The following is an 18359-nucleotide window of genomic DNA, read 5'->3' as shown; positions in this document are numbered from 1 at the left end:
ATCTATCGTCAGGGGCGCGGCGCACGTGGCTCGGGGTCTCCATCGAGACGACGCTCGAAGATCAGCGCATTCGGTTGTTCGCTCAAGGTGCGTGCCACGGGTTGGAGGTCGCGCATCACGCGCTCGAGGCGCTCCAAGGCGCTAGTCAGTTCACGATAGGCGCCGGAATCCGGCGAAAAGCCTTGTAGCGTCTGACGCAGCTCTTTCAGGGTCTGGTTGAGGTTATCCGGCACCTCACTGATGCCCGGCTCGTCGAGCAGTCCCTGGAACGATGCGGTGAGCTGGCGGACATCGGCCAGCATGGCCTCCGAGACCTCCAGGTTGCGATCCAGGCGGGTAAGCAGGGGCTCGATCTCTAGGGCATTGAGCTTGTTGAGCAGGTTGGTGACCTGGGTCTCGATGTGGGCCAGGCCGGTGGAGGTGGTGGGAAAGACCGTGTGATCCTCGAAGCGTTCCGCGGCATAGGTATCGGCCAGGTCGCTATGGAAGTTGAGGTCGACGAACAGGGCGCCGGTGAGTAGGTTTCCGCTCTTCAGCGAGGCCCGCAAGCCGAGCCCGAACATGCGCTTGAAGCGTTCATCCCACTCCTCGAGGTCGATGGGGCCGTTGCCGTCGTCGCCAGCGATGCGTTGGGGTTCGATACGAATCAGTACCGGGATCGAGAAGCGCTGGCGGGATTCCGGCTGAGGTGTTCTGAAGTGCCAGGGCACGCTGGCCACGGTACCTACGCGTACGCCGCGAAACTCCACCGGCGCACCGCGCGACAGGCCACGTACGGTATCGTCGACCAGTAGTACGTACTCCAGGTAACGATTGAAGGTACCTTGCCGTGCGCTGTCTTCGTCGGCATAGAGGACGAAGGTGGTATCGGGATTCACGGGGGCGCCACGTGGGATGTCCTCCAGGTAGCCGAAGGTCACGCCGCCCCCGAGCAGGGCTTCCAATGACTCGACATTGACATGGATACCCTCGGAGTCGAGGCGCAGATCGACACCGCTGGCCGACCAGAATCGCGTATTGTCCGTGATCAGCGTGTCGTAGGGGGTTTCGATGAACAGACGATGGCGCATGCGATGCGCTTCGGCGTCGAACTCGGCCACCTCTACGCGGCCGACGGTATACCCCTGGTAGGTGACCGGGTCGCCGACACGCAAGGAATTGCCGAGCTGGCTGACCAGGTTGATGCGGATGCCTTCCGCGCCCGCGGGGGCGACGGGGGGCTGCTCGAGCACGTCGAACTCGCGGCGTTCGACGTCGCTCTGGCCGGGCTGAAGCTGAATAAAGGCACCGGAAAGGACGGTGCCCAGGCCGCTGATGCCTTCGCGGCCGATGCGTGGCTTGACCACCCAGAAGCTGGTGTCTTCGACCAGCATGCGTTCGGCATCGGGGTCCATTCGCGCCGTGATCTGAGTATGGCTCAGGTCATCGGATAACCGTACCTGCTCGACGCGCCCGACTTCCACGTTGCGCGTCTTGATCAGGGTGCTGCCGGCTTCGATGCCTTCGGCATTGGGCATGCTCAGGGTGATCAAGGGGCCGCGACTGGTGATGTTGTCATAGACCAGCCACATCCCGATCAGCACGGCCACCAGGGGCACGATCCAGATGGGCGATAGGCGTGATTGCCGCCGTCGCGAGGCGCGATGAGGGGTAGTGGCCTGTTCGTCGGTCATGATGGTTTTTCCTGCGAATGGCGAATGTGGCGTGGCTGGCGATCGTCCCAGATCAGTCGCGGATCGAAGGTCATGGCGGCGAGCATGGTCAGCACCACTACGCTACCGAAAGCGAGCGCTGCGGGACCAGGCGTGACTGACATCAAGGTACCGGCACGAATCAGGGCAACCAGGATTGCGACCACGAAGACATCGACCATCGACCATCGACCGATGAACTCGGTGATCCGATACAGCCGCGTGCGGGCGGGGCCGTTGAGTTCATCGCTGCGGGGCACGACAAGACATAGCCACGCCAGAGCCAGAAGCTTGCTTACCGGCACCAGGATGCTGGCGGTGAAGATCACCACGGCTACCGGCCAGGAACCCATCTGCCATAACTCCACGATGCCGCCGATGATGGTCGATGGCTGGCTTTGTCCCAGCGATGTGGTGGTCATGATCGGATAGACATTGGCGGGAATATACAGGATCGCGCTAGCGGCCAGTAATGCCCAGGTGCGCTGCAGGCTATGAGGTTGGCGCGTATGCAGGAGTTCGCCGCAGCGTCGACAATGTCCATGACCGTCGGACTCGAGGCGGTTGACCAGGCCACAGGTCGGACAGCCTGCAAGTCCTTGGGGGGCCGCGGTATGGCCGCTTCGCGTGCCCTCCGGTGCCAGCGGTTCGCCGGCCAGCGAAAACCACATCCAGTCGGCGTCGATCGACTGGGTGGTGAACAGCAGCAGCAAGGCAAAGGCACAAAAGGCCCAGAACGAAACTCCCAGGTCGATCTGTGCCATGCCGGCGATCTTGATCAGGCTTACCAGGGCGCCAATGATGAAGACATCGGCCATCATCCAGGGATGAAGATGAGCCAGTGAACGCGCGATGCCCCGGCTGTAGGGAAGGGAGGCGTTGCTCAGCAGCCCGATCTGCAGCCAGATCACCCCCAGCAGATAGACCGCCGGAAGCACGATGATGGTAAGGGCCACGCCGATGGCGACTAGCGGCTGATGAAAGCCGATCAATGTGGTGACCGTCTGTGTGAGCTCGATGCGATTGCCGATTCCACTGACCTCGAAACTGATGAACGGGAAAGAGATAGCCAGCAGCAGGGCGATCGTCGCTCCGATTGCCAAGGCCAGGCTTCGCTGTGCGGGCCGGTAATGTCGCCTGACCAGCGTATGGCCGCAGCGGGGGCAGTCGGCCCGCTCTCCGGGGCGTAATGGTGGTAGGGCGACCACCCAATCGCATTCGTGGCAGGCGCGAAGACGCCGCCGCGAAACCCGTGTCCGGGCAAGCACAGGCTCCATCGTCATCGTGGAAGGCCACCGTGAGCCTTCAGGAGAGGCATGATCGGACAAGAAGAACTCCCAAAACAGTGGGCGAATGAGCTGCCTGCATGTCATTATGCCGCCTGTCGTTGATCATACAAACATGCATGCTTGAATGTCGGCTCTTCGTGGTCGACATCCAATATAAGGGAATGATGACCGATGCTGTTGTTCATTGTCGCCATCGTAGTGGGGTTGATTCTGCTGGTGTGGAGTGCCGAGCGCTTCGTGGAGGGAGCCGCGGCGACGGCGCGCCATTTGGGGCTGTCGCCGTTGCTGATCGGCATGCTTGTGATCGGTTTCGGTACCTCGGCACCCGAACTGACGGTGTCGGCACTGGCTGCGGGACAGGGCAATCCCGGCCTTGCCTTGGGCAATGCCTATGGTTCGAACATCGCCAATATCGGCTTGATCCTGGGGGTGGTGGCGCTGATCTCGCCGCTCGCGGTGCACTCGCAGGTACTCCGTCAGGAATTGCCCTTGCTGGGAGCCGTGACCCTGTTGGCGGCCTGGCAAGTGCGCGATGGTACCATTGGCGCCTTCGAAGCTGGCGTCTTGTTGCTGGTGCTGGCCGTATTCATCGGTTTCAGTATCTGGCGAGCCCGGCAAGCCGGTGCCGGTGAAGACCCGCTGGCCAGCGAAACCGTCGAGAGTCTCGACGTCAAACCGATGCCGTTCATGCGGAGCATCGTGTTTACCCTGATCGGTCTGGTCCTGTTGATTGCCAGTTCGCGGATCCTGGTATGGGGTGCGGTGGGCATCGCCCAGCGTTTCGGTGTCAGCGACCTGATCATCGGCTTGACCGTAGTGGCGGTGGGCACGTCCTTGCCGGAGCTGGCTTCGTCGATCAGTGCCCTGCGGCGCCGTGAGCATGATCTGGTGTTGGGTAACGTGGTCGGCTCCAACCTGTTCAATACGCTGGCAGTGGTGGGACTGGCCGGGATCATTCACCCCATCGGGGTCGGTAGCGAGGTGATCGCTCGCGACTGGCCGGTGATGGCTGTCATGACGCTGCTAATGGCGGTTTTCGCACTGGGCTGGCGCGGCCGCCAGGGACGCATCAATCGTCTCGAAGGCGGTGTGTTGCTGCTACTGTTCGTGAGCTATACCACTTACTTGGTCAATACGGTGATTCAATCCGGAAGTGTGTGATATCGGTTCTTCCCGGAACTCGATGTTCCAGCCGCTATCATCGCGTTTTCAGCATGGGAGACGGGGCTGCGGCAATTGACCACAGTCCCCGATGGCCAAAGTGCGGCAACGCGACACAGGGTTTGCCCGGCATCATTCTTCCGCTTTCAAGCTCCTGTCAGTAGGCTACTTTACTGATACCGACATAGGAGTATGTCATGGAGCTCGATCCGCTGTTGCTGTCACGAATGCAATTCGCATTCGTGGTGTCCTTTCATGCGATCTTCCCGGTGTTCACCATCGGTCTCGCATCTTATATCGCCGTACTCAATGGGCTTTTCTACCGTACCGAGAACCCGGCATGGGAGCGCTTGGCGGTGTTCTGGACCAAGGTCTTCGCCGTGGTGTTCGGCATGGGAGTGGTGTCGGGCATCGTGATGTCCTTTCAGTTCGGTACCAACTGGAGCAACTTCTCTTACGCGGCGGCGAACTTCCTGGGGCCGATGCTCAGTTACGAAGTGGTCACCGCCTTCTTCCTCGAGGCGGCCTTCCTTGGAGTGCTGCTGTTCGGACGTGGCAAAGTTCCCCAGGGCGTGCACCTGTTCGCCGCTATCATGGTGGCCATCGGCACCTTCATCTCCTCGTTCTGGATCCTTTCCGCCAATAGTTGGATGCAGACACCGGTGGGCGCGGAGCTGATTGGCAATCGCTTCCATATTACCGACTGGAGCGATGCGATCTTCAATCCCTCCTTTCCCTATCGCTTCACGCATATGGTACTGGCCTCCTTTCTTACCGGCGGTTTCGTGGTAGCCGGGGTCAGCGCCTGGTATCTGCTGATCGGGCGCGATGTAGGGGCCAACAAGAAGGCGCTCTCCATGTGCTTGTGGCTGCTACTGGTGCTGGCGCCGACTCAGGCCTTGGTGGGCGATTTTCATGGTCTCAATACCCTGGAGCACCAACCCACCAAGGTGGCCGCCATGGAAGGCAACTGGGAGACCCGCTCCCATGTGCCGCTCTTGCTGTTCGCCATACCCGACCAGGCCGCTCAGACCAATCGCTTCGAGATCGGTATTCCCAGCCTGGCCAGCGTCATCCTTGCTCATGATCCTGCCGGCGTGGTGCCGGGGATCAGCGAGATGCCGCCCGAGCAACAGCCGCCGGTATGGCTGGTGTTCTGGTCGTTCCGGATCATGGTGGCGCTCGGTTTCCTGATGATCGCCGTCGCCTTGGTGGGGTTGTGGTTGCGCCGTGGGGGCCGGGTCTACGAGCATCGCGGTTTCCTGCAGTTGCTGCGATTGATGAGCGTCACGCCCTTCATTGCCGTGCTGGCTGGCTGGTTCGTTACCGAAACTGGCCGGGCGCCCTGGCTGGTCTACGGCATGATGACCCATGCCGAGGCGGTGACGCCCTCGCTGACGGGTGGCATGGCGCTGTTCACCCTGATCGGGTATGTGGTGGTCTATGCCGTGGTGTTCTGGGCTGGTATCTACTACCTGACCCGGGTGGTGCGCAGTGGCATGCAGGAGGGTGGCGAAGAGATCGGTGGCGAAGTGGAGCGACCGATGCGGCCGTTTTCGGCCAGTCATACGCCCTTCGATGATGTCCCCACCAGCAACCCGAGCAAATAAGGAGCGCAGCCATGGTTGGTATCGATCTGGCATTGATCTGGGCCGTGATCATCGGCTTCGGCGTGATCATGTATGTGTTGATGGATGGCTTCGATCTGGGCTTGGGCATTCTCTACCCCTTTGCCCCGGATGAGGATGCCCGGGACGTGATGATGAACTCGGTGGCCCCGGTCTGGGATGGCAACGAAACCTGGCTGGTGCTCGGGGGGGCGGGGTTGCTGGGCGCTTTCCCGCTGGTCTATGCGGTGTTCCTGCCCGCGCTCTATATCGGGGTGTTCCTGATGCTGGCCGGTCTGATCTTTCGCGGCGTGGCCTTCGAGTTCCGCTTCAAGTCGCGCAGGAATCGCCACTGGTGGAATCGCGCCTTCTGCTGGGGATCGGCGGTAGCGGCCTTTTCCCAAGGCGCCGTGGTGGGCGCTTATATCCAAGGCTTCGCCGTGGAAGATTTTGTTTACGTGGGCGGGGCGCTGGACTGGCTGACACCGTTCACCGTACTCACCGGTCTGGGGTTGATGGCCGGCTATGCACTGCTGGGGGCCACCTGGTTGATCATGAAATCCGAAGGATATATCCAGGAATGGGCGTATCGCATCACCCCAACACTGCTGGCGGTCGTGTTGGCGGTCTTCCTGATCATTAGCTTGTGGACCCCCTTCGTGAACCCGGATGTCTGGGAACGCTGGTTCGGTCATATCGGCGTAATCTGGATCTTCCCGGCCTTGGCGCTGGGCTGTGCGGTGGTGGTCTATCGCTCGGTGCGTCAGCGTCGTGAAGGGCTGCCTTTCGTAGCCACGCTCGGCATCTACATCTTCACCTACCTGGGGCTGGTGGTCAGTAAGTGGCCGGTGATCGTGCCGCCTGATTACACCATCTGGGATGCATCCTCGTCGCCTGAGTCGCAACTTTTCCTTCTGATCGGCGTGCTGTTCGTGATTCCCATCGTGCTGGCCTATACCGCCTGGACCTACTGGGTGTTCCGCGGCAAGGTCAAGGTGGGTGAGGGCTATCATTGAGTCCATCAACTCCGGAGAGTGGCGATGACGGGCTGACCCCGAGGCGCTGGCTGGCCGATCTGGCCGCTCGCGAACAGCGGCTGCTGCACCTTGCCATACTGGCCGGCTTGGTCGCGGGGGGCGCTACCATCGTGCAGATGGGGCTGTTGGCCTGGATCGTCAGTGCCTTGCTGGTGCAGAACGTTTCGCCCGGTGGGCTGGTCTGGGCCTTTGTCGCAGCCATGGGGGCGATCGGCGTGCGTGCCCTGGCCCAATGGGGCCAGGAGGTGGTCGCCCAGGAGGCGAGCCTGCGGATTCGCCGGGTAGCCAGGCACGAGTTGCTCGAGCACCTCGAAGCACTGGGGCCGGTGCGTTTGGCGGGACGACATAGCGCCGGTCTTGGCGGGCAATTGGTGGAGCAGATCGAGGCACTGGATGGCTATTTTGCGCGTTTTCTGCCGCAATTGCGTTTGGCCGTTGCCTTGCCGTTGGTCATTCTGGCGGTCGTGGCTTGGCTCGACTGGCTGGTGGCGATCCTGCTGTTGCTTTCGATGCCCTTGATTCCTCTCTTCATGGCGCTGGTGGGCATGGGCGCTGAGCGCCTCAATCAGGAGCAGTTTGCCGCGGTGACGCGTCTGGCGGGGCATTTCCTCGATCGGGTTCGTGGTATTACCACACTGCAGTTGTTCAACTGCACCACGTCTGCCTCCGAAGAAGTATTTGCACGAGCTGACGACTATCGGCGGCGCAGCATGCGCACCCTGCGCCTGGCGTTCCTGTCGTCGGCGGTGCTCGAGTTCTTCGCCTCGGTGGCGATCGCGGTGTTGGCGGTCTATATCGGCTTCGGTCTATTGGGCTATATCGACTTCGGCCCTTCCTCCGAACTCACCCTGTTCAGCGGTCTGACGATCCTGCTACTGGCGCCGGAGTTCTTTCAGCCATTGCGCAGCCTTTCGCAACACTATCATGACCGGGCCGCGGCCCTGGGGGCTGCCGATGGCCTGGTGGCGCTGCTCAACGAGCCGCTGTCCGAAGATGCCAGTGAAGGCGAGCGGTGTGGGGTTGCCCCAGCAACCGCGGTCGACTTGAGAGGTGTCAGTATCAGCCACCCCGGGCGGGGCAGGGTTCTGGGACCAATCGATCTAGAGGTGGCGGCCGGTTCGACGGTCGCTTTGGTCGGTCCCTCCGGCGCAGGCAAGTCGTCGCTGCTACAACTCATCGCTGGCTTCATTGACCCGCACACCGGAAGGATGGGGATTGCGCACGAGAATGGCTTTGCCTGGATGGATCAACGCCCCCTCCTGATACATGGCACGATCGCCGACAATCTACGCCTGGCCGCACCACATGCCAACGATGCCCAGTTGCTGGCGGCACTCGGGCGAGCCGGCCTGGGTGAGTTGCTGGCGCGGCTGCCCGAGGGCCTGGATACCTCTCTCGGTGAACGAGGTGTCGGTCTATCCGGCGGTCAGGCCCAGCGCCTGGCGCTGGCACGTGTGTTTCTCTCCCCGGCGCGCTTGGTGTTGCTGGACGAGCCGACGGCGAGTCTGGATGAAATATCCGAGGCTCTGGTGATCGAGGGGCTGAGAGCACTAGCCGAAGAAGGACGAACCCTGGTGATCGCCACTCATCATCCCGCCCTGATGACGTTGGCCAGCCAAGTGGTGCGGCTGGATCAAGGTCGTATCGTCGCGGAGGAGTCGGCATGACTCCTGGGGATCGCCGTGGTGGCTCGGCGTGGCGGGAGCTCGGAAACGAGCTGTGTCCTTGGCTGCGACAACTGGGCCAGCGTCGCCGGCGGCTGGTCTTGGGAGCGTTGCTGCTGGCATCGACCGTCGGCGCGGCAATTGGCCTGCTGGCATTGTCGGGCTGGTTCATCACCGCTACGGCATTGACCGGTACCCTGCTGGCGGCGGGGGCGGTCGCCAGGCTGGACGTTTACGTCCCCGGTGGCGGAATCCGCTTCTTTGCCTTGACGCGTACGGTGTCGCGCTATGTCGAACGCCTTTATAACCATGACACCGTGCTGCGCCTGCTGGCCGACCTGCGCGCCGTCATGTTCCGCGTGCTGGCCGGCTTGGATGCCCAGGCGTTGTCGCGACGCCGGGCCAGCGAGTGGCTCAACCGCCTGACCGCAGATATCGACACACTGGACAGCCTGTACTTGCGTCTGCTGGCGCCGCCGGCAGTGGCGCTGCTGGCGATCCTGGTGGTCGTCGTGTTGCTGGCGAGTTTCACGCCATTGGTGGGTGGCATCATAGGGCTGGTGCTAATGGCTTTGTGGGGCTGGCTGGTGGTGGGCCAGGCCTGGTTGGGAATGTCGCCGAGTCAACGACGGGTAGCGACCCTGGACCGGCTTCGCGGGCATGTGATCGAACATCTTCAGGGGCTGGGCGAATTGCGGGCATATGGTTCGCTGTCGATGCATCGGCGCAGGATCTTCGACGAGGAAGACGCGTTGTATCGGGATCAGCGGCAGCTGGGGCGCATTACCGCTCTGGGCAACGCTTTGGCAGGGCTGGGGGTGAGCCTCGTCATGCTGCTCGTGCTGTGGCTGGCGGCACTGGCGTATCGCGCCGAAGCGCTTTCGGGGCCGTTGATGGTGATGATGCCGCTGGCGGTGCTGGCGCTCAACGAGGCCTTCGCCGTGCTGCCCGCGGCCTTCACCCAGTTGGGAGCGACACGTGCCGCGGCGCGGCGCCTCAATGCGCTGAAGGGCTCGAGCAGCGCCATCGTCGAGACCGCGACAGCGAGTTCGATACACGAAGGGGCCGTCGAGTTGCGCCTGGAGGCGGCAAGCCTGCATTACCCGGATAGCCTATCGCCGGCGCTGGACGAGATATCGCTGACGCTGGGCCGGGGGGAGCGCGTGGCGCTGCTGGGGGCATCCGGTGCCGGCAAGTCGAGTGTGGCGATGCTGCTGACTCGGCTGCAGGATCCGAGCAGAGGGCGTGTCACGCTGAATGGCGTCGATCTGCGCGAGCTGTCACTGGAGGCATTGCGTTCGCGTATCGCTTGTTTGACACAGAGCACCGAGCTGTTTCACGACAGTATCGCGGTCAACCTGCGCCTCGCGCGCCCCGAGGCCAGTGACGCCGAGCTGTGGCGAGTGTTGGAAGCGGTGGAACTGGCCGACTGGGCCGAACGGTTGCCCAGGCAGCTCGAGACGCCGGTGGGCGAGGGCGGTCGTCAGCTCTCGGGTGGCCAGGCGCGTCGCCTGGGGCTGGCGCGGGTTTTGCTACGTGAATCGCCGGTCGTGATTCTCGACGAACCATTCAGCGGTCTCGATCGACCGTTGGCCGAACGCATCGCGGCGCGTCTCGATGCTTGGCTGGCCGGCAAGACAGTACTGTTTCTGGTGCACCAGCTCGGCAATGGACAGGTGGCGCCGCCAGGCATTCGGCGCTCGCTGAAACTGGTTCAGGGACGCATAGCGTCATAGCAGAATGTCGTCCCCGCAGCGGACTTTGCGCAAACGGTCAGATTGGATCAGGATTAGTCAAAGTTCTGGTGTGGAGTGCTTATGCAAGATTTTCTCAAGCGGTTGCCCAAGGCCGAGTTGCACCTGCATATCGAGGGTTCGCTAGAGCCTGAGCTGATGTTCGCGCTGGCCGAGCGCAACGGGGTCGAACTGCCCTACGCCTCGGTGGAAGAGGTTCGCGCCGCCTATGAATTCGAGGATCTGCAGTCGTTCCTGGATCTGTATTACCAGGGCATGAGTGTGTTGCACTCGGCTGACGACTTCTTCGACTTGGCCATGGATTACTTCCGGCGTGCGCACGCCGAGGGCGTGGTGCATGTAGAACTCTCCTTCGACCCCCAGGCGCACTTGGCACGTGGCATTGAGCTGGATGTCCAGATGGAAGGGCTCGGTCGCGCACGACGTCAGGCCGAACGTGAACTGGGAATATCGACGGCGCTGATCATGAGCTTCCTGCGCGATCGCCCAGCAGCCGAGGCCATGCGTGTGTTCGAGCAAGCCGCTCCCTATTGGGAGACCATCGATGCCGTGGGGCTGGACAGCGCCGAGCGCGGTCATCCGCCGTCGAAGTTCAGTGAGGTCTTCGCCCGCGCCAGGGAGCTGGGGATCCCGCGGGTGGCGCATGCCGGCGAGGAGGGGCCGGCTGCCTATATCCGTGAAGCACTCGATCTGCTCGATGTCTGTCGTATCGATCATGGCGTGCGCTGCCTGGAGGACCCGGCGCTGGTCGAACGGCTGCGCGAGCAGTGCATCCCGCTGACCGTCTGCCCGCTCTCCAACGTGCGCTTGAAGGTGGTGGAGCATATCGAAGAGCATCCATTGCCAGAATTGCTGGCGTCCGGTCTGGTGCTGACCCTCAACTCAGACGATCCGGCCTACTTCGGCGGTGGCGTGCTGGACAACTACTTGGCTTGCCACCGTGCTTTCGCCTGGTCGACGGATATTTTTGCGTCGCTGGCACGCAATGCCATCGAGGTCGCGTTCATGAGCGACGAGCGCCGCCGTGCCTTGTTGACCGAACTGCAGGTCGTAGAATCAGAGTGGTAAAAAAGGGCGGCCGTGGAAACGGTCCGCCCAACAGCGCGAGGCAAGAGAAAAACGGTGGGGCTCAATGAGGAGCGGCATCGCGGTGATGCACGCACTCTCCGTTGCCCCAGGTGGCATAGACGGTGCGGTCGTCGCCCAGCATCATCAGCGCGAAGAGCTGTTCGGCGAGATTGCGGGTACGCGAGCTGCGCCGTGCCAGCAATGGCGTGGCTTGGGGGTCGAGCACCACGATGTCGGCGTCACCGCCTTCGCGCAGGCTGCCGATATGGGCGTCCAGATGCAGGGCACGCGCGTTGCCCAGCGTCAGGCGATAGAAGCCCTGCCAGGCGGTCAATGGCTGGCCGAGCAACTGGCCGACCTGATAGGCGGCCTTGAGGGTCGCTAGTCCCGACAGGTCGGTGCCGCCGCCGATGTCGCTGGCCAGCGTGGTGTTGAGCCCGGCGTCGCGACAGGCCAGCCGATCGAACAGGCCGCTACCCAGGAACAGGTTGGAAGTCGGGCAGAAGGCGATGTTGGCACCAGTCGCCGCCAGGCGGTTGCGCATCTCCTGGGTCAGATGGATGCCGTGAGCGAAGGTGCTGCGTGGCCCGACCAGGCCGTAGCGCTCATAGACGCCCAGGTAGTCCGGGCAATCCGGAAAGAGTTCGGCGACCCAAGCGATCTCGCCCTGGTTCTCGGATAGATGTGTTTGCAGGTGCAGGTCCGGGGCGTTGCGCAAGATGGCGCCGGTGGCGTCGAGCTGTTCGGGGCTCGACGTTGGTGCGAAACGCGGTGTCAGGGTATAGCCGAGACGGCCCTTACCATGCCAGTCGCCGATCAGCCGCTCGCTGTCGCGAATCCCGTCGGCCACTGTGTCGGTCAGACCCTCGGGTGCGTTGCGGTCCATGAGGACCTTGCCGGCCAGCATGCGCAGGCCGCGCTTGTTAGCAGCGGTGAAGAAGGCGTCCACTGAAACCGGATGCGAGGTGCAGAAAACCTGAGCGGTGGTGGTGCCGACACGCAACTGTTCGTCGAGAAAGGCGTCGGCAACGTCCTCGGCGTGAGCGCGTTGAGCGAAACGACACTCCTCGGGAAAGGTGTATTCATTCAACCAGTCGAGAAGCTGGCGGCCGTAGGAAGCCATGATGTCGAGCTGCACATAGTGCACGTGACTATCGATGAAGCCGGGCATCATCAGCTTGCCGGAATAGTCGATCACCTCGATGCCCTCGGGCAGTCGCGGGGCTAGCTCGCGGTAATCGCCGATGGCGCGGATATGGCCGCCGTCGAGCCACAGGGCGCCGTCTTCCAGGTGCAATACACTGCCCGGTTCGGGGCGGTCGCCCTCGCCGGGGTCGTTGAGAAAGCTCAGCAGGGGGCCGCGCAGCACGCGTTGGTGTCGAGCCTCGGTCATGGGTCTCTCCGAGTGAGTCTTGGGGTTGTTGTCAGTGCTTGTCAGGGCTGGGACGAGGAGCGCTTGGGTGGCGCGTTCGCAAAGACCTCGCGTAGCGTTTCCGGTGGCACGCCTCGACTATCGTCCTGTTCGCTCGCCGGCTTGAGCGTCAGCAGTTCCGCGACCACAGCCACGGCAATTTCGTAGGGCTGCTTGCCCTTGGCACCAGGAATGCCGATCGGGCAGCGCACCCGGTCGAGACTCGTCTGGTCGTGTCCGGCGTCGCGCAGACGCCGTTGGAAACTGGCCCACTTGCTCTTCGAGCCGATCAGGCCGATAGAGGCGCAGTCGCCACGTTTCAGCAGGGCATCGATCAGCCGGCGATCCTCGCCATGGTCATGGGTCATCACCAGCACATGGCTTCCGGCGGGCAGTGATGTTACGGCGCTTTCTATATCCGGGCCGTCCTCCCCGCTGGCCATCCGCCGGCAGCTCAGTCGCGGTTGCGACTCGCTCCCCTCGGGGAAGATATCTTCACGGCTGTCGAACCACAGCACTCGCCACGGCAGAGGCGCCATCAATCCGACCAAGGCCTGGCCGACATGGCCAGCGCCGAACAGAGCGACGCTCATTTCTGCCCCGGCGAAGATCTCAAGCAGCACATGCACGTAGCCGCCGCAGCATTGCCCGCTGCGCCCGCCCAGTGGGAAAGCTTCCAGCCGCGTGCCGATCTCGCCGGCGGCCAATGCCTCACGCGCTGCGGCGATCACCTGGAACTCGAAGGTGCCACCGCCCAGGGTGTCGTGGGTATCGTCAGCGGTGATCACCATCTTGGCGCCGGGTTCGCGTGGCGTGGAGCCCGCCGCCCCGACCACGCTGGCCAGGGCGTGGGGACGGGCTTCCTGCTGCAGGCGATGCAGCGCTGCGTGCCAGCTCAGGGTCTCAGGCGAGGTCATCGCTGGTCTCTTCCACTGCTGTGGCGGTGGCTTGGCGGCGACGCAGCGCCTCGGCAGCCATCAGCACCCGTTCCGGTGTGGCCGGGGTGTCGAGCCGCGGGCACTCGCGGTAGCCGGTCAGGCTCGACAGCGCATCGCGCAATGCCGACCATACCGACATGCCGAGCATGAAGGGCGGTTCGCCGACCGCCTTGGAGCGGTAGATGCTGGCCTGGGAATTGGGATGGCCCTGCATCAGTTCGACGTTGAATACCGGTGGCAGGTCGCCGAAGGTCGGGATCTTGTAGGTAGCGGGGCCGTCGGAAACCAGACGCCCGGCCTCGTTCCACTTGAGTTCCTCGCTGGTCAGCCAGCCCATGCCCTGTATGAAGCCGCCTTCGACCTGGCCGATGTCGATCGCCGGATTCAGCGAGTCGCCCACATCGTGCAGGATATCCACTCGAGTCACCTGATACTCGCCTGACAGGGTATCGACGCTGACCTCGCTGACCGCGGCGCCATGGGCGTAATAATAGAAGGGCCTACCCTTGGCGGTCTGGCGGTCGTAGTGGATCAGCGGCGTGGAGTAGAAGCCCTTGGCTGACAGGGAGATGCGCGACATGTAGGCCGCCTGGACCAGTTCGCCCCATGGGATACGATGCGCGCTTTCCCCCTCTCCAGCGACCAGTTCCCCGTTCTCGAGGCGCATGCCTTCACGGTCCAGTCCGCCTTGATCCTTGAAAAAGTGCGCGGCGGCGAAGTCGAACAACCGCTCGCGGATCTGCGTGGCAGCGTCTCGGGCCGCCTGGCCGTTGAGGTCGGCACCGCTGGACGCTGCGGTGGGCGAGGTGTTGGGCACCTTGTCGGTGCGCGTGGCGGTGATCCGCACCCGTTCCAGGTCGAGTCCCAGTTCGCGCGCCACCACCTGGCAGACCTTGGTGTGCAGCCCCTGACCCATCTCGGTGCCGCCGTGGTTGATCATCACGCTGCCGTCGGTATAGACATGCAGCAGGGCGCCGGCCTGGTTGAGGTGCTTGGCAGTGAACGAGATGCCGAACTTGACCGGTGTCAGTGCCAGCCCTTTCTTGATGATCGGGCTGTTGGCGTTGAACTCGGTGATCGCCCTGCGCCGTGCCCAGTAGTCGCTCTTGGCTTCGAGTTGCATGACGATATCGTGCAGCAGTTCGAGCTGTTCGACCTTCTGGCCGTAGTGGGTGACGTCGCGCCCGGCACGATAGAGGTTGCGCTTGCGTACCGTCAGCGGATCTTCGCCGACCTGGCGCGCTATATCGTCCATGGCCGCCTCGATGATCATCATGCCCTGTGGGCCACCGAAGCCGCGGAAGGCGGTGTTGGACGCGGTATGGGTCTTGGCGCGATGGCCGGTGACCCGCACCTGACCCAGCGAGTAGGCGTTGTCGGCATGGAACATGGCACGGTCGACGATGGCTTCGGAGAGATCCGGTGAGTAGCCGCAGTCGCCGATCACGGTGATGTCGCCGCCAAGCAATATACCTTGATCGTCGAATCCGAGACGATAGCGGTTATGGAAGGGGTGGCGCTTGCCGGTGACGCGCATGTCCTCGGCGCGAGGTAGGCGGATGCGCGTGGTGCGGCCAGTGCGCCGGGCAATGATGGCGGCGATACAGGCCCAAGGTGAAGCCTGGGTCTCCTTGCCACCGAAGCCTCCACCCATGCGACGCATTTCCACAGTCACCGCATGGAACGGGATATTCAGTACCTCAGCCACCAACTTCTGGGTCTCACTGGGGTGCTGGTTGGAGGTATAAACCACCACGCCTTCGTCCTCGGTGGGCGTGACCAAGCATGCCTGGCCTTCCAGATAGAAGTGCTCCTGGCCGCCGACGAACTGCTCGCGCTCCAGAACATGTGGTGCACCGTCCAGTACCTGCTGCCAGTCGCCACTCTCTTGTACATGGGTGGGGCGTACGAACTCACCGCGTTCGGCGGCGGCCACCGGATCGAGGCTAGCCGGTTGTTCGTCGATCTCGACGATGGCTTGCTTCACTGCCAGTCGCGCCGCCTTGTGGCTCTCAGCGGCTACGGCGAACAGGCATTGGCCAACGTAGCTGATTTCGTCGTCGACGAAGATCGGATCGCCGGGGAACACTGGGCCGATATCGGTGTGGCCTGGCACATCGACGATGGTGATCACGTCGACCACGCCAGGTGCGGCCTTGACCTTTTCGAGATCCAGGCGCGTGAGCCGGCCATGGGCGACGGGTGAAAGGCCCAGCGCGATATGCACCGCATCGGCCGGTGCGACGATATCGTCGATATAGCTCGCACGGCCGGTCACATGTTTGATGGCGCTCTCGTGGGGATGGGCTGCGCCCGCGCCACCGCTCGCCTGGCGGTCGACACCACGACGGGTCCGAGAAGAGTCCTGGGAAATGTCAGTGAGCGTACGCATCGAGCGTCACCTCCGCATGGCTGTTCTTGTTGGACGCCGCTACCAGTATCAGGCGCAGACGTTCGAGCATGTTACTGGCTGTCACCTGACGGTATTCGGCCGCTCCCCTGACATCTGTCATGGGCTGGAATTCGTCGTGCAGCGCACGTTTGGCTGCATCGAAGGCTGCAACGCTGGGCGGCTGACCTTCCAGGGCCTGTTCGGCGCGTGACGCGCGACGCGGAATCGCCGCCATGCCGCCGAACGCCAGGTGAACATCACGCATCACGCCATCTTCGAGGCGCCAGGCGAACGCCGCCAATACGGCCGAAATATCGTCTTCCCTGCGTTTTGACAGCTTCCAGACCTTGAGATTCTGGCCGTCGGCAAGGCGCGGCAGGAAGATTGCGCGAATGAATTCGTTGTCCTTGAGTGCCGTTTTCTTGTAGTCGAGGAAGAACTCAGCAAGCGGCAGCTCGCGTTCGCCGTCGGGGCCATCGAGGCTTAGCCGCGCATCGAGGGCCAGCAGCACCGGCGGGGTGTCGCCGATCGGCGAGGCATTGGCCACGTTGCCGCCAAGCGTGCCACGGTTGCGAATCTGCGAGGAGGCAAAGCGATGCATCAGATGGGCAAAGGCAGGGTAGTGGGCTTCCAGCAGCGGTTCCAGACGTGAGTAGGTCACCGCGGCACCGATCCACCATCCTTGCGGTGTCTCTTCGATGGCATTGAGTTCCGCTACCTGGCGTACGTCGATCAGGTCATCCAGCACCTTCAACTGCTGGGTGGCCTCCAACCACAGGTCGGTGGCTCCAGCGACCAGTCGCGCATGGGGGCGCTGGCGCTTGAGTTCGCGCAGGGTGGCCAGGTCGCGGGGCGCGGTGAAATGCCCTTGGGCGGCGAGTTCGGGAGTCGTGGAAGCACTTTCGCGTAGCTTGGCGACGTTGATCGCCAGGTCCGGATCGTCGGCCCACGTGGGGTGGGTGTCGGGGTAAGTGCCCATCGACAGTGCGGCATCGCGAATCGGCCGGTAGCCGGTACAGCGGCAGAGATTGCCGCCCAGCGCGGCTTCCAGGCTTTCCTGGGTGAGCGGCGCCGGGTGGCGACGCTGTGCTTCGTGCAGTGTGAACAGCGACATCACGATTCCTGGCGTACAAAAGCCGCATTGGCTGCCATGACACTCGACCATGGCCGCCTGGGCAGGGTGCAGGGCATCGCCACGCGACAGGCCCTCGACGGTGACCAGGTGACAGCCATGGAGCTGGTGGGCTGGAGTGATGCAGGCATTGGCGTTGTGATAGCGCAATTCACCGTTGTCATCGGGTTCACCGATGGCGACGGTGCAGGCGCCGCAGTCGCCGGACGCACATCCTTCCTTGGTCCCGGTATGTCCGAGCTGGGTGCGCAGCAGTTCCAGAACACTGGTGTCGGGAGACACATCGGTACATTGCCGACGCTTGCCATTGAGGTAGAAGTCGATCATCGCAGAGTCCGCTGTTGTTGTGCTGTTACCAGGGTATCGCTTCTTTTGACCAAATGGTCAACTTGACTAAAGCGTGGCTCAAAGTGGCGTATAGTGCAAGAGGTGGGGGCAAGGTTTTTTACTCAGCGCTAGTGGCCCATTGCAGCGTGCCGTTGCCTGCGGCAAGCTTGGGGCTTTCCACTCAAGGGCTTGAGTTATGACATCGATGAGCACGCCCGATGCGACACGTACCCGGCTGCGCAACGAGAAGGCCATTCTCGAGGCGGCGGAGCAGGTGTTTGCCCGGCATGGGTATCGCGGCGCCAGCGTGCAGGCGATCGCCGAGGCCGCCGGGCTGCCGAAGTCCAATGTGCTTTACTACGTCGGCAGCAAGAAACAGCTTTATGTGGCGTTGCTGGAGCGCATGATGACGCGCTGGAACGCCATGCTCGACGATATCAGTGTCGAGGACGATCCGGCCCAGGTCCTCGAGGCCTTCATCCGCAGCAAGATGCAGTTGAGCAAGGAGCACCCGCAGGGCTCGCGTCTGTTCGCTGCCGAGATTCTGGGGGGCGCCCCCTTCCTGCAGGAGTACCTGCATGGAGAACTGCGTGAATGGGTCCAGGCGCGTGCCCGCGTCTTCGAACAATGGGCCGAGCGTGGGCTGATGGACCCCGTGGACCCGGTGTGGCTGATTTTCCTGATCTGGTCGGCAACCCAACATTACGCCGACTTCGAGTCACAGGTACTCGGCATCACCGGTCGCGAGACTCTGAGCGACGAGGACTTCAAGCACATCACCGACTTCCTGTGTCGCGTGATCCTCAAGGGGTGTGGCGTGAAGACCCGCGAGGCGGTGGTTTGAATCGATCTTTGTATACAAGTTTTGGTGAAATGGTAGTCATTTGT

At 62.8% G+C, this 18359-nt stretch carries 13 protein-coding genes; 7 read left to right on the top strand and 6 right to left on the bottom strand.

Features of this window, described 5'->3' with window-relative positions:
• Positions 1–8 precede the first annotated feature (8 nt).
• Both pqiB and IE093_RS02150 read right to left on the bottom strand, forming a co-directional pair.
• Positions 9–1673, bottom strand: coding sequence for an intermembrane transport protein PqiB (gene pqiB, locus IE093_RS02155; RefSeq protein WP_189465692.1), 1665 nt, complete (start codon positions 1671–1673; stop codon positions 9–11).
• Positions 1670–2974 carry a paraquat-inducible protein A gene (locus IE093_RS02150; protein ID WP_189465689.1) on the bottom strand — a complete coding sequence of 435 codons (1305 nt, stop codon included), beginning with the start codon at positions 2972–2974 and terminating at the stop codon, positions 1670–1672. Before IE093_RS02150 ends, pqiB begins: the two co-directional genes overlap by 4 nt.
• A 177-nt stretch (positions 2975–3151) precedes the next feature.
• On the opposite strand from IE093_RS02150, the gene IE093_RS02145 reads away from it, so the two are divergent.
• From IE093_RS02145 to IE093_RS02120, 6 genes are all read left to right on the top strand, one after another.
• On the top strand, positions 3152–4141 hold the full coding sequence (locus IE093_RS02145) for a calcium/sodium antiporter (RefSeq protein WP_189465687.1): 990 nt from the start codon (positions 3152–3154) through the stop codon (positions 4139–4141).
• 197 nt (positions 4142–4338) lie between these two features.
• A complete protein-coding gene (locus IE093_RS02140) occupies positions 4339–5751 on the top strand; it encodes a cytochrome ubiquinol oxidase subunit I (protein ID WP_189465685.1) in 1413 nt (470 codons plus the stop codon).
• An 11-nt stretch (positions 5752–5762) separates the two neighbouring features.
• Positions 5763–6764, top strand: coding sequence for a cytochrome d ubiquinol oxidase subunit II (gene cydB, locus IE093_RS02135; protein WP_189465683.1), 1002 nt, complete (start codon positions 5763–5765; stop codon positions 6762–6764).
• Positions 6761–8452 carry a thiol reductant ABC exporter subunit CydD gene (gene cydD / locus IE093_RS02130; protein WP_229803165.1) on the top strand — a complete coding sequence of 564 codons (1692 nt, stop codon included), beginning with the start codon at positions 6761–6763 and terminating at the stop codon, positions 8450–8452. Before cydB ends, cydD begins: the two co-directional genes overlap by 4 nt.
• Complete coding sequence (cydC, locus tag IE093_RS02125; RefSeq protein WP_189465681.1) at positions 8449–10185, top strand: thiol reductant ABC exporter subunit CydC; 1737 nt, start codon at positions 8449–8451, stop codon at positions 10183–10185. Before cydD ends, cydC begins: the two co-directional genes overlap by 4 nt.
• Before the next feature lie 81 nt (positions 10186–10266).
• Positions 10267–11271 carry an adenosine deaminase gene (locus IE093_RS02120; RefSeq protein ID WP_189465679.1) on the top strand — a complete coding sequence of 335 codons (1005 nt, stop codon included), beginning with the start codon at positions 10267–10269 and terminating at the stop codon, positions 11269–11271.
• A 61-nt stretch (positions 11272–11332) separates the two neighbouring features.
• Here the strand turns inward: IE093_RS02120 and guaD are convergent, their stop codons facing one another.
• From guaD to xdhA, 4 genes are read right to left on the bottom strand one after another with little or no spacing between them, the layout of a single operon-like run.
• A complete protein-coding gene (guaD, locus tag IE093_RS02115; protein ID WP_189465677.1) occupies positions 11333–12664 on the bottom strand; it encodes a guanine deaminase in 1332 nt (443 codons plus the stop codon).
• Between the two features lie 41 nt (positions 12665–12705).
• Positions 12706–13599 carry a xanthine dehydrogenase accessory protein XdhC gene (xdhC, locus tag IE093_RS02110; protein WP_189465675.1) on the bottom strand — a complete coding sequence of 298 codons (894 nt, stop codon included), beginning with the start codon at positions 13597–13599 and terminating at the stop codon, positions 12706–12708.
• On the bottom strand, positions 13586–16012 hold the full coding sequence (gene xdhB, locus IE093_RS02105; protein WP_189465673.1) for a xanthine dehydrogenase molybdopterin binding subunit: 2427 nt from the start codon (positions 16010–16012) through the stop codon (positions 13586–13588). Before xdhB ends, xdhC begins: the two co-directional genes overlap by 14 nt.
• Positions 15996–17471 (bottom strand): xanthine dehydrogenase small subunit, encoded by a 1476-nt coding sequence (gene xdhA / locus IE093_RS02100; RefSeq protein ID WP_189465671.1) that lies wholly within the window; start codon positions 17469–17471, stop codon positions 15996–15998. The genes xdhB and xdhA overlap by 17 nt, the downstream gene beginning before the upstream one ends.
• Before the next feature lie 196 nt (positions 17472–17667).
• Here xdhA and IE093_RS02095 point away from each other — a divergent pair, with 196 nt between their 5' ends.
• The gene (locus IE093_RS02095) at positions 17668–18315 is read left to right on the top strand and encodes a TetR/AcrR family transcriptional regulator (protein ID WP_189465669.1); all 648 of its coding nucleotides are present in this window, start codon (positions 17668–17670) and stop codon (positions 18313–18315) included.
• Positions 18316–18359 lie beyond the last annotated feature (44 nt).

Origin of the sequence: Litchfieldella qijiaojingensis (assembly GCF_014651875.1) — a bacterium.
GTDB classification, from domain to species: Bacteria; Pseudomonadota; Gammaproteobacteria; order Pseudomonadales; family Halomonadaceae; genus Litchfieldella; species Litchfieldella qijiaojingensis.
This window is presented reverse-complemented; position numbering and strand designations above follow the sequence as displayed.

Bases quoted from the DNA above. Each gene is read 5' to 3' on its own strand.
- IE093_RS02120 (WP_189465679.1), top strand. From the start codon at position 10,267: ATGCAAGATTTTCTCAAGCGGTTGCCCAAGGCCGAGTTGCACCTGCAT.
- IE093_RS02095 (WP_189465669.1), top strand. From the start codon at position 17,668: ATGACATCGATGAGCACGCCCGATGCGACACGTACCCGGCTGCGCAAC.
- cydB (WP_189465683.1), top strand. From the start codon at position 5,763: ATGGTTGGTATCGATCTGGCATTGATCTGGGCCGTGATCATCGGCTTC.
- IE093_RS02140 (WP_189465685.1), top strand. From the start codon at position 4,339: ATGGAGCTCGATCCGCTGTTGCTGTCACGAATGCAATTCGCATTCGTG.
- pqiB (WP_189465692.1), bottom strand. From the start codon at position 1,673: ATGACCGACGAACAGGCCACTACCCCTCATCGCGCCTCGCGACGGCGG.
- guaD (WP_189465677.1), bottom strand. From the start codon at position 12,664: ATGACCGAGGCTCGACACCAACGCGTGCTGCGCGGCCCCCTGCTGAGC.
- IE093_RS02150 (WP_189465689.1), bottom strand. From the start codon at position 2,974: ATGACGATGGAGCCTGTGCTTGCCCGGACACGGGTTTCGCGGCGGCGT.
- cydC (WP_189465681.1), top strand. From the start codon at position 8,449: ATGACTCCTGGGGATCGCCGTGGTGGCTCGGCGTGGCGGGAGCTCGGA.
- xdhB (WP_189465673.1), bottom strand. From the start codon at position 16,012: ATGCGTACGCTCACTGACATTTCCCAGGACTCTTCTCGGACCCGTCGT.
- IE093_RS02145 (WP_189465687.1), top strand. From the start codon at position 3,152: ATGCTGTTGTTCATTGTCGCCATCGTAGTGGGGTTGATTCTGCTGGTG.
- xdhA (WP_189465671.1), bottom strand. From the start codon at position 17,471: ATGATCGACTTCTACCTCAATGGCAAGCGTCGGCAATGTACCGATGTG.
- xdhC (WP_189465675.1), bottom strand. From the start codon at position 13,599: ATGACCTCGCCTGAGACCCTGAGCTGGCACGCAGCGCTGCATCGCCTG.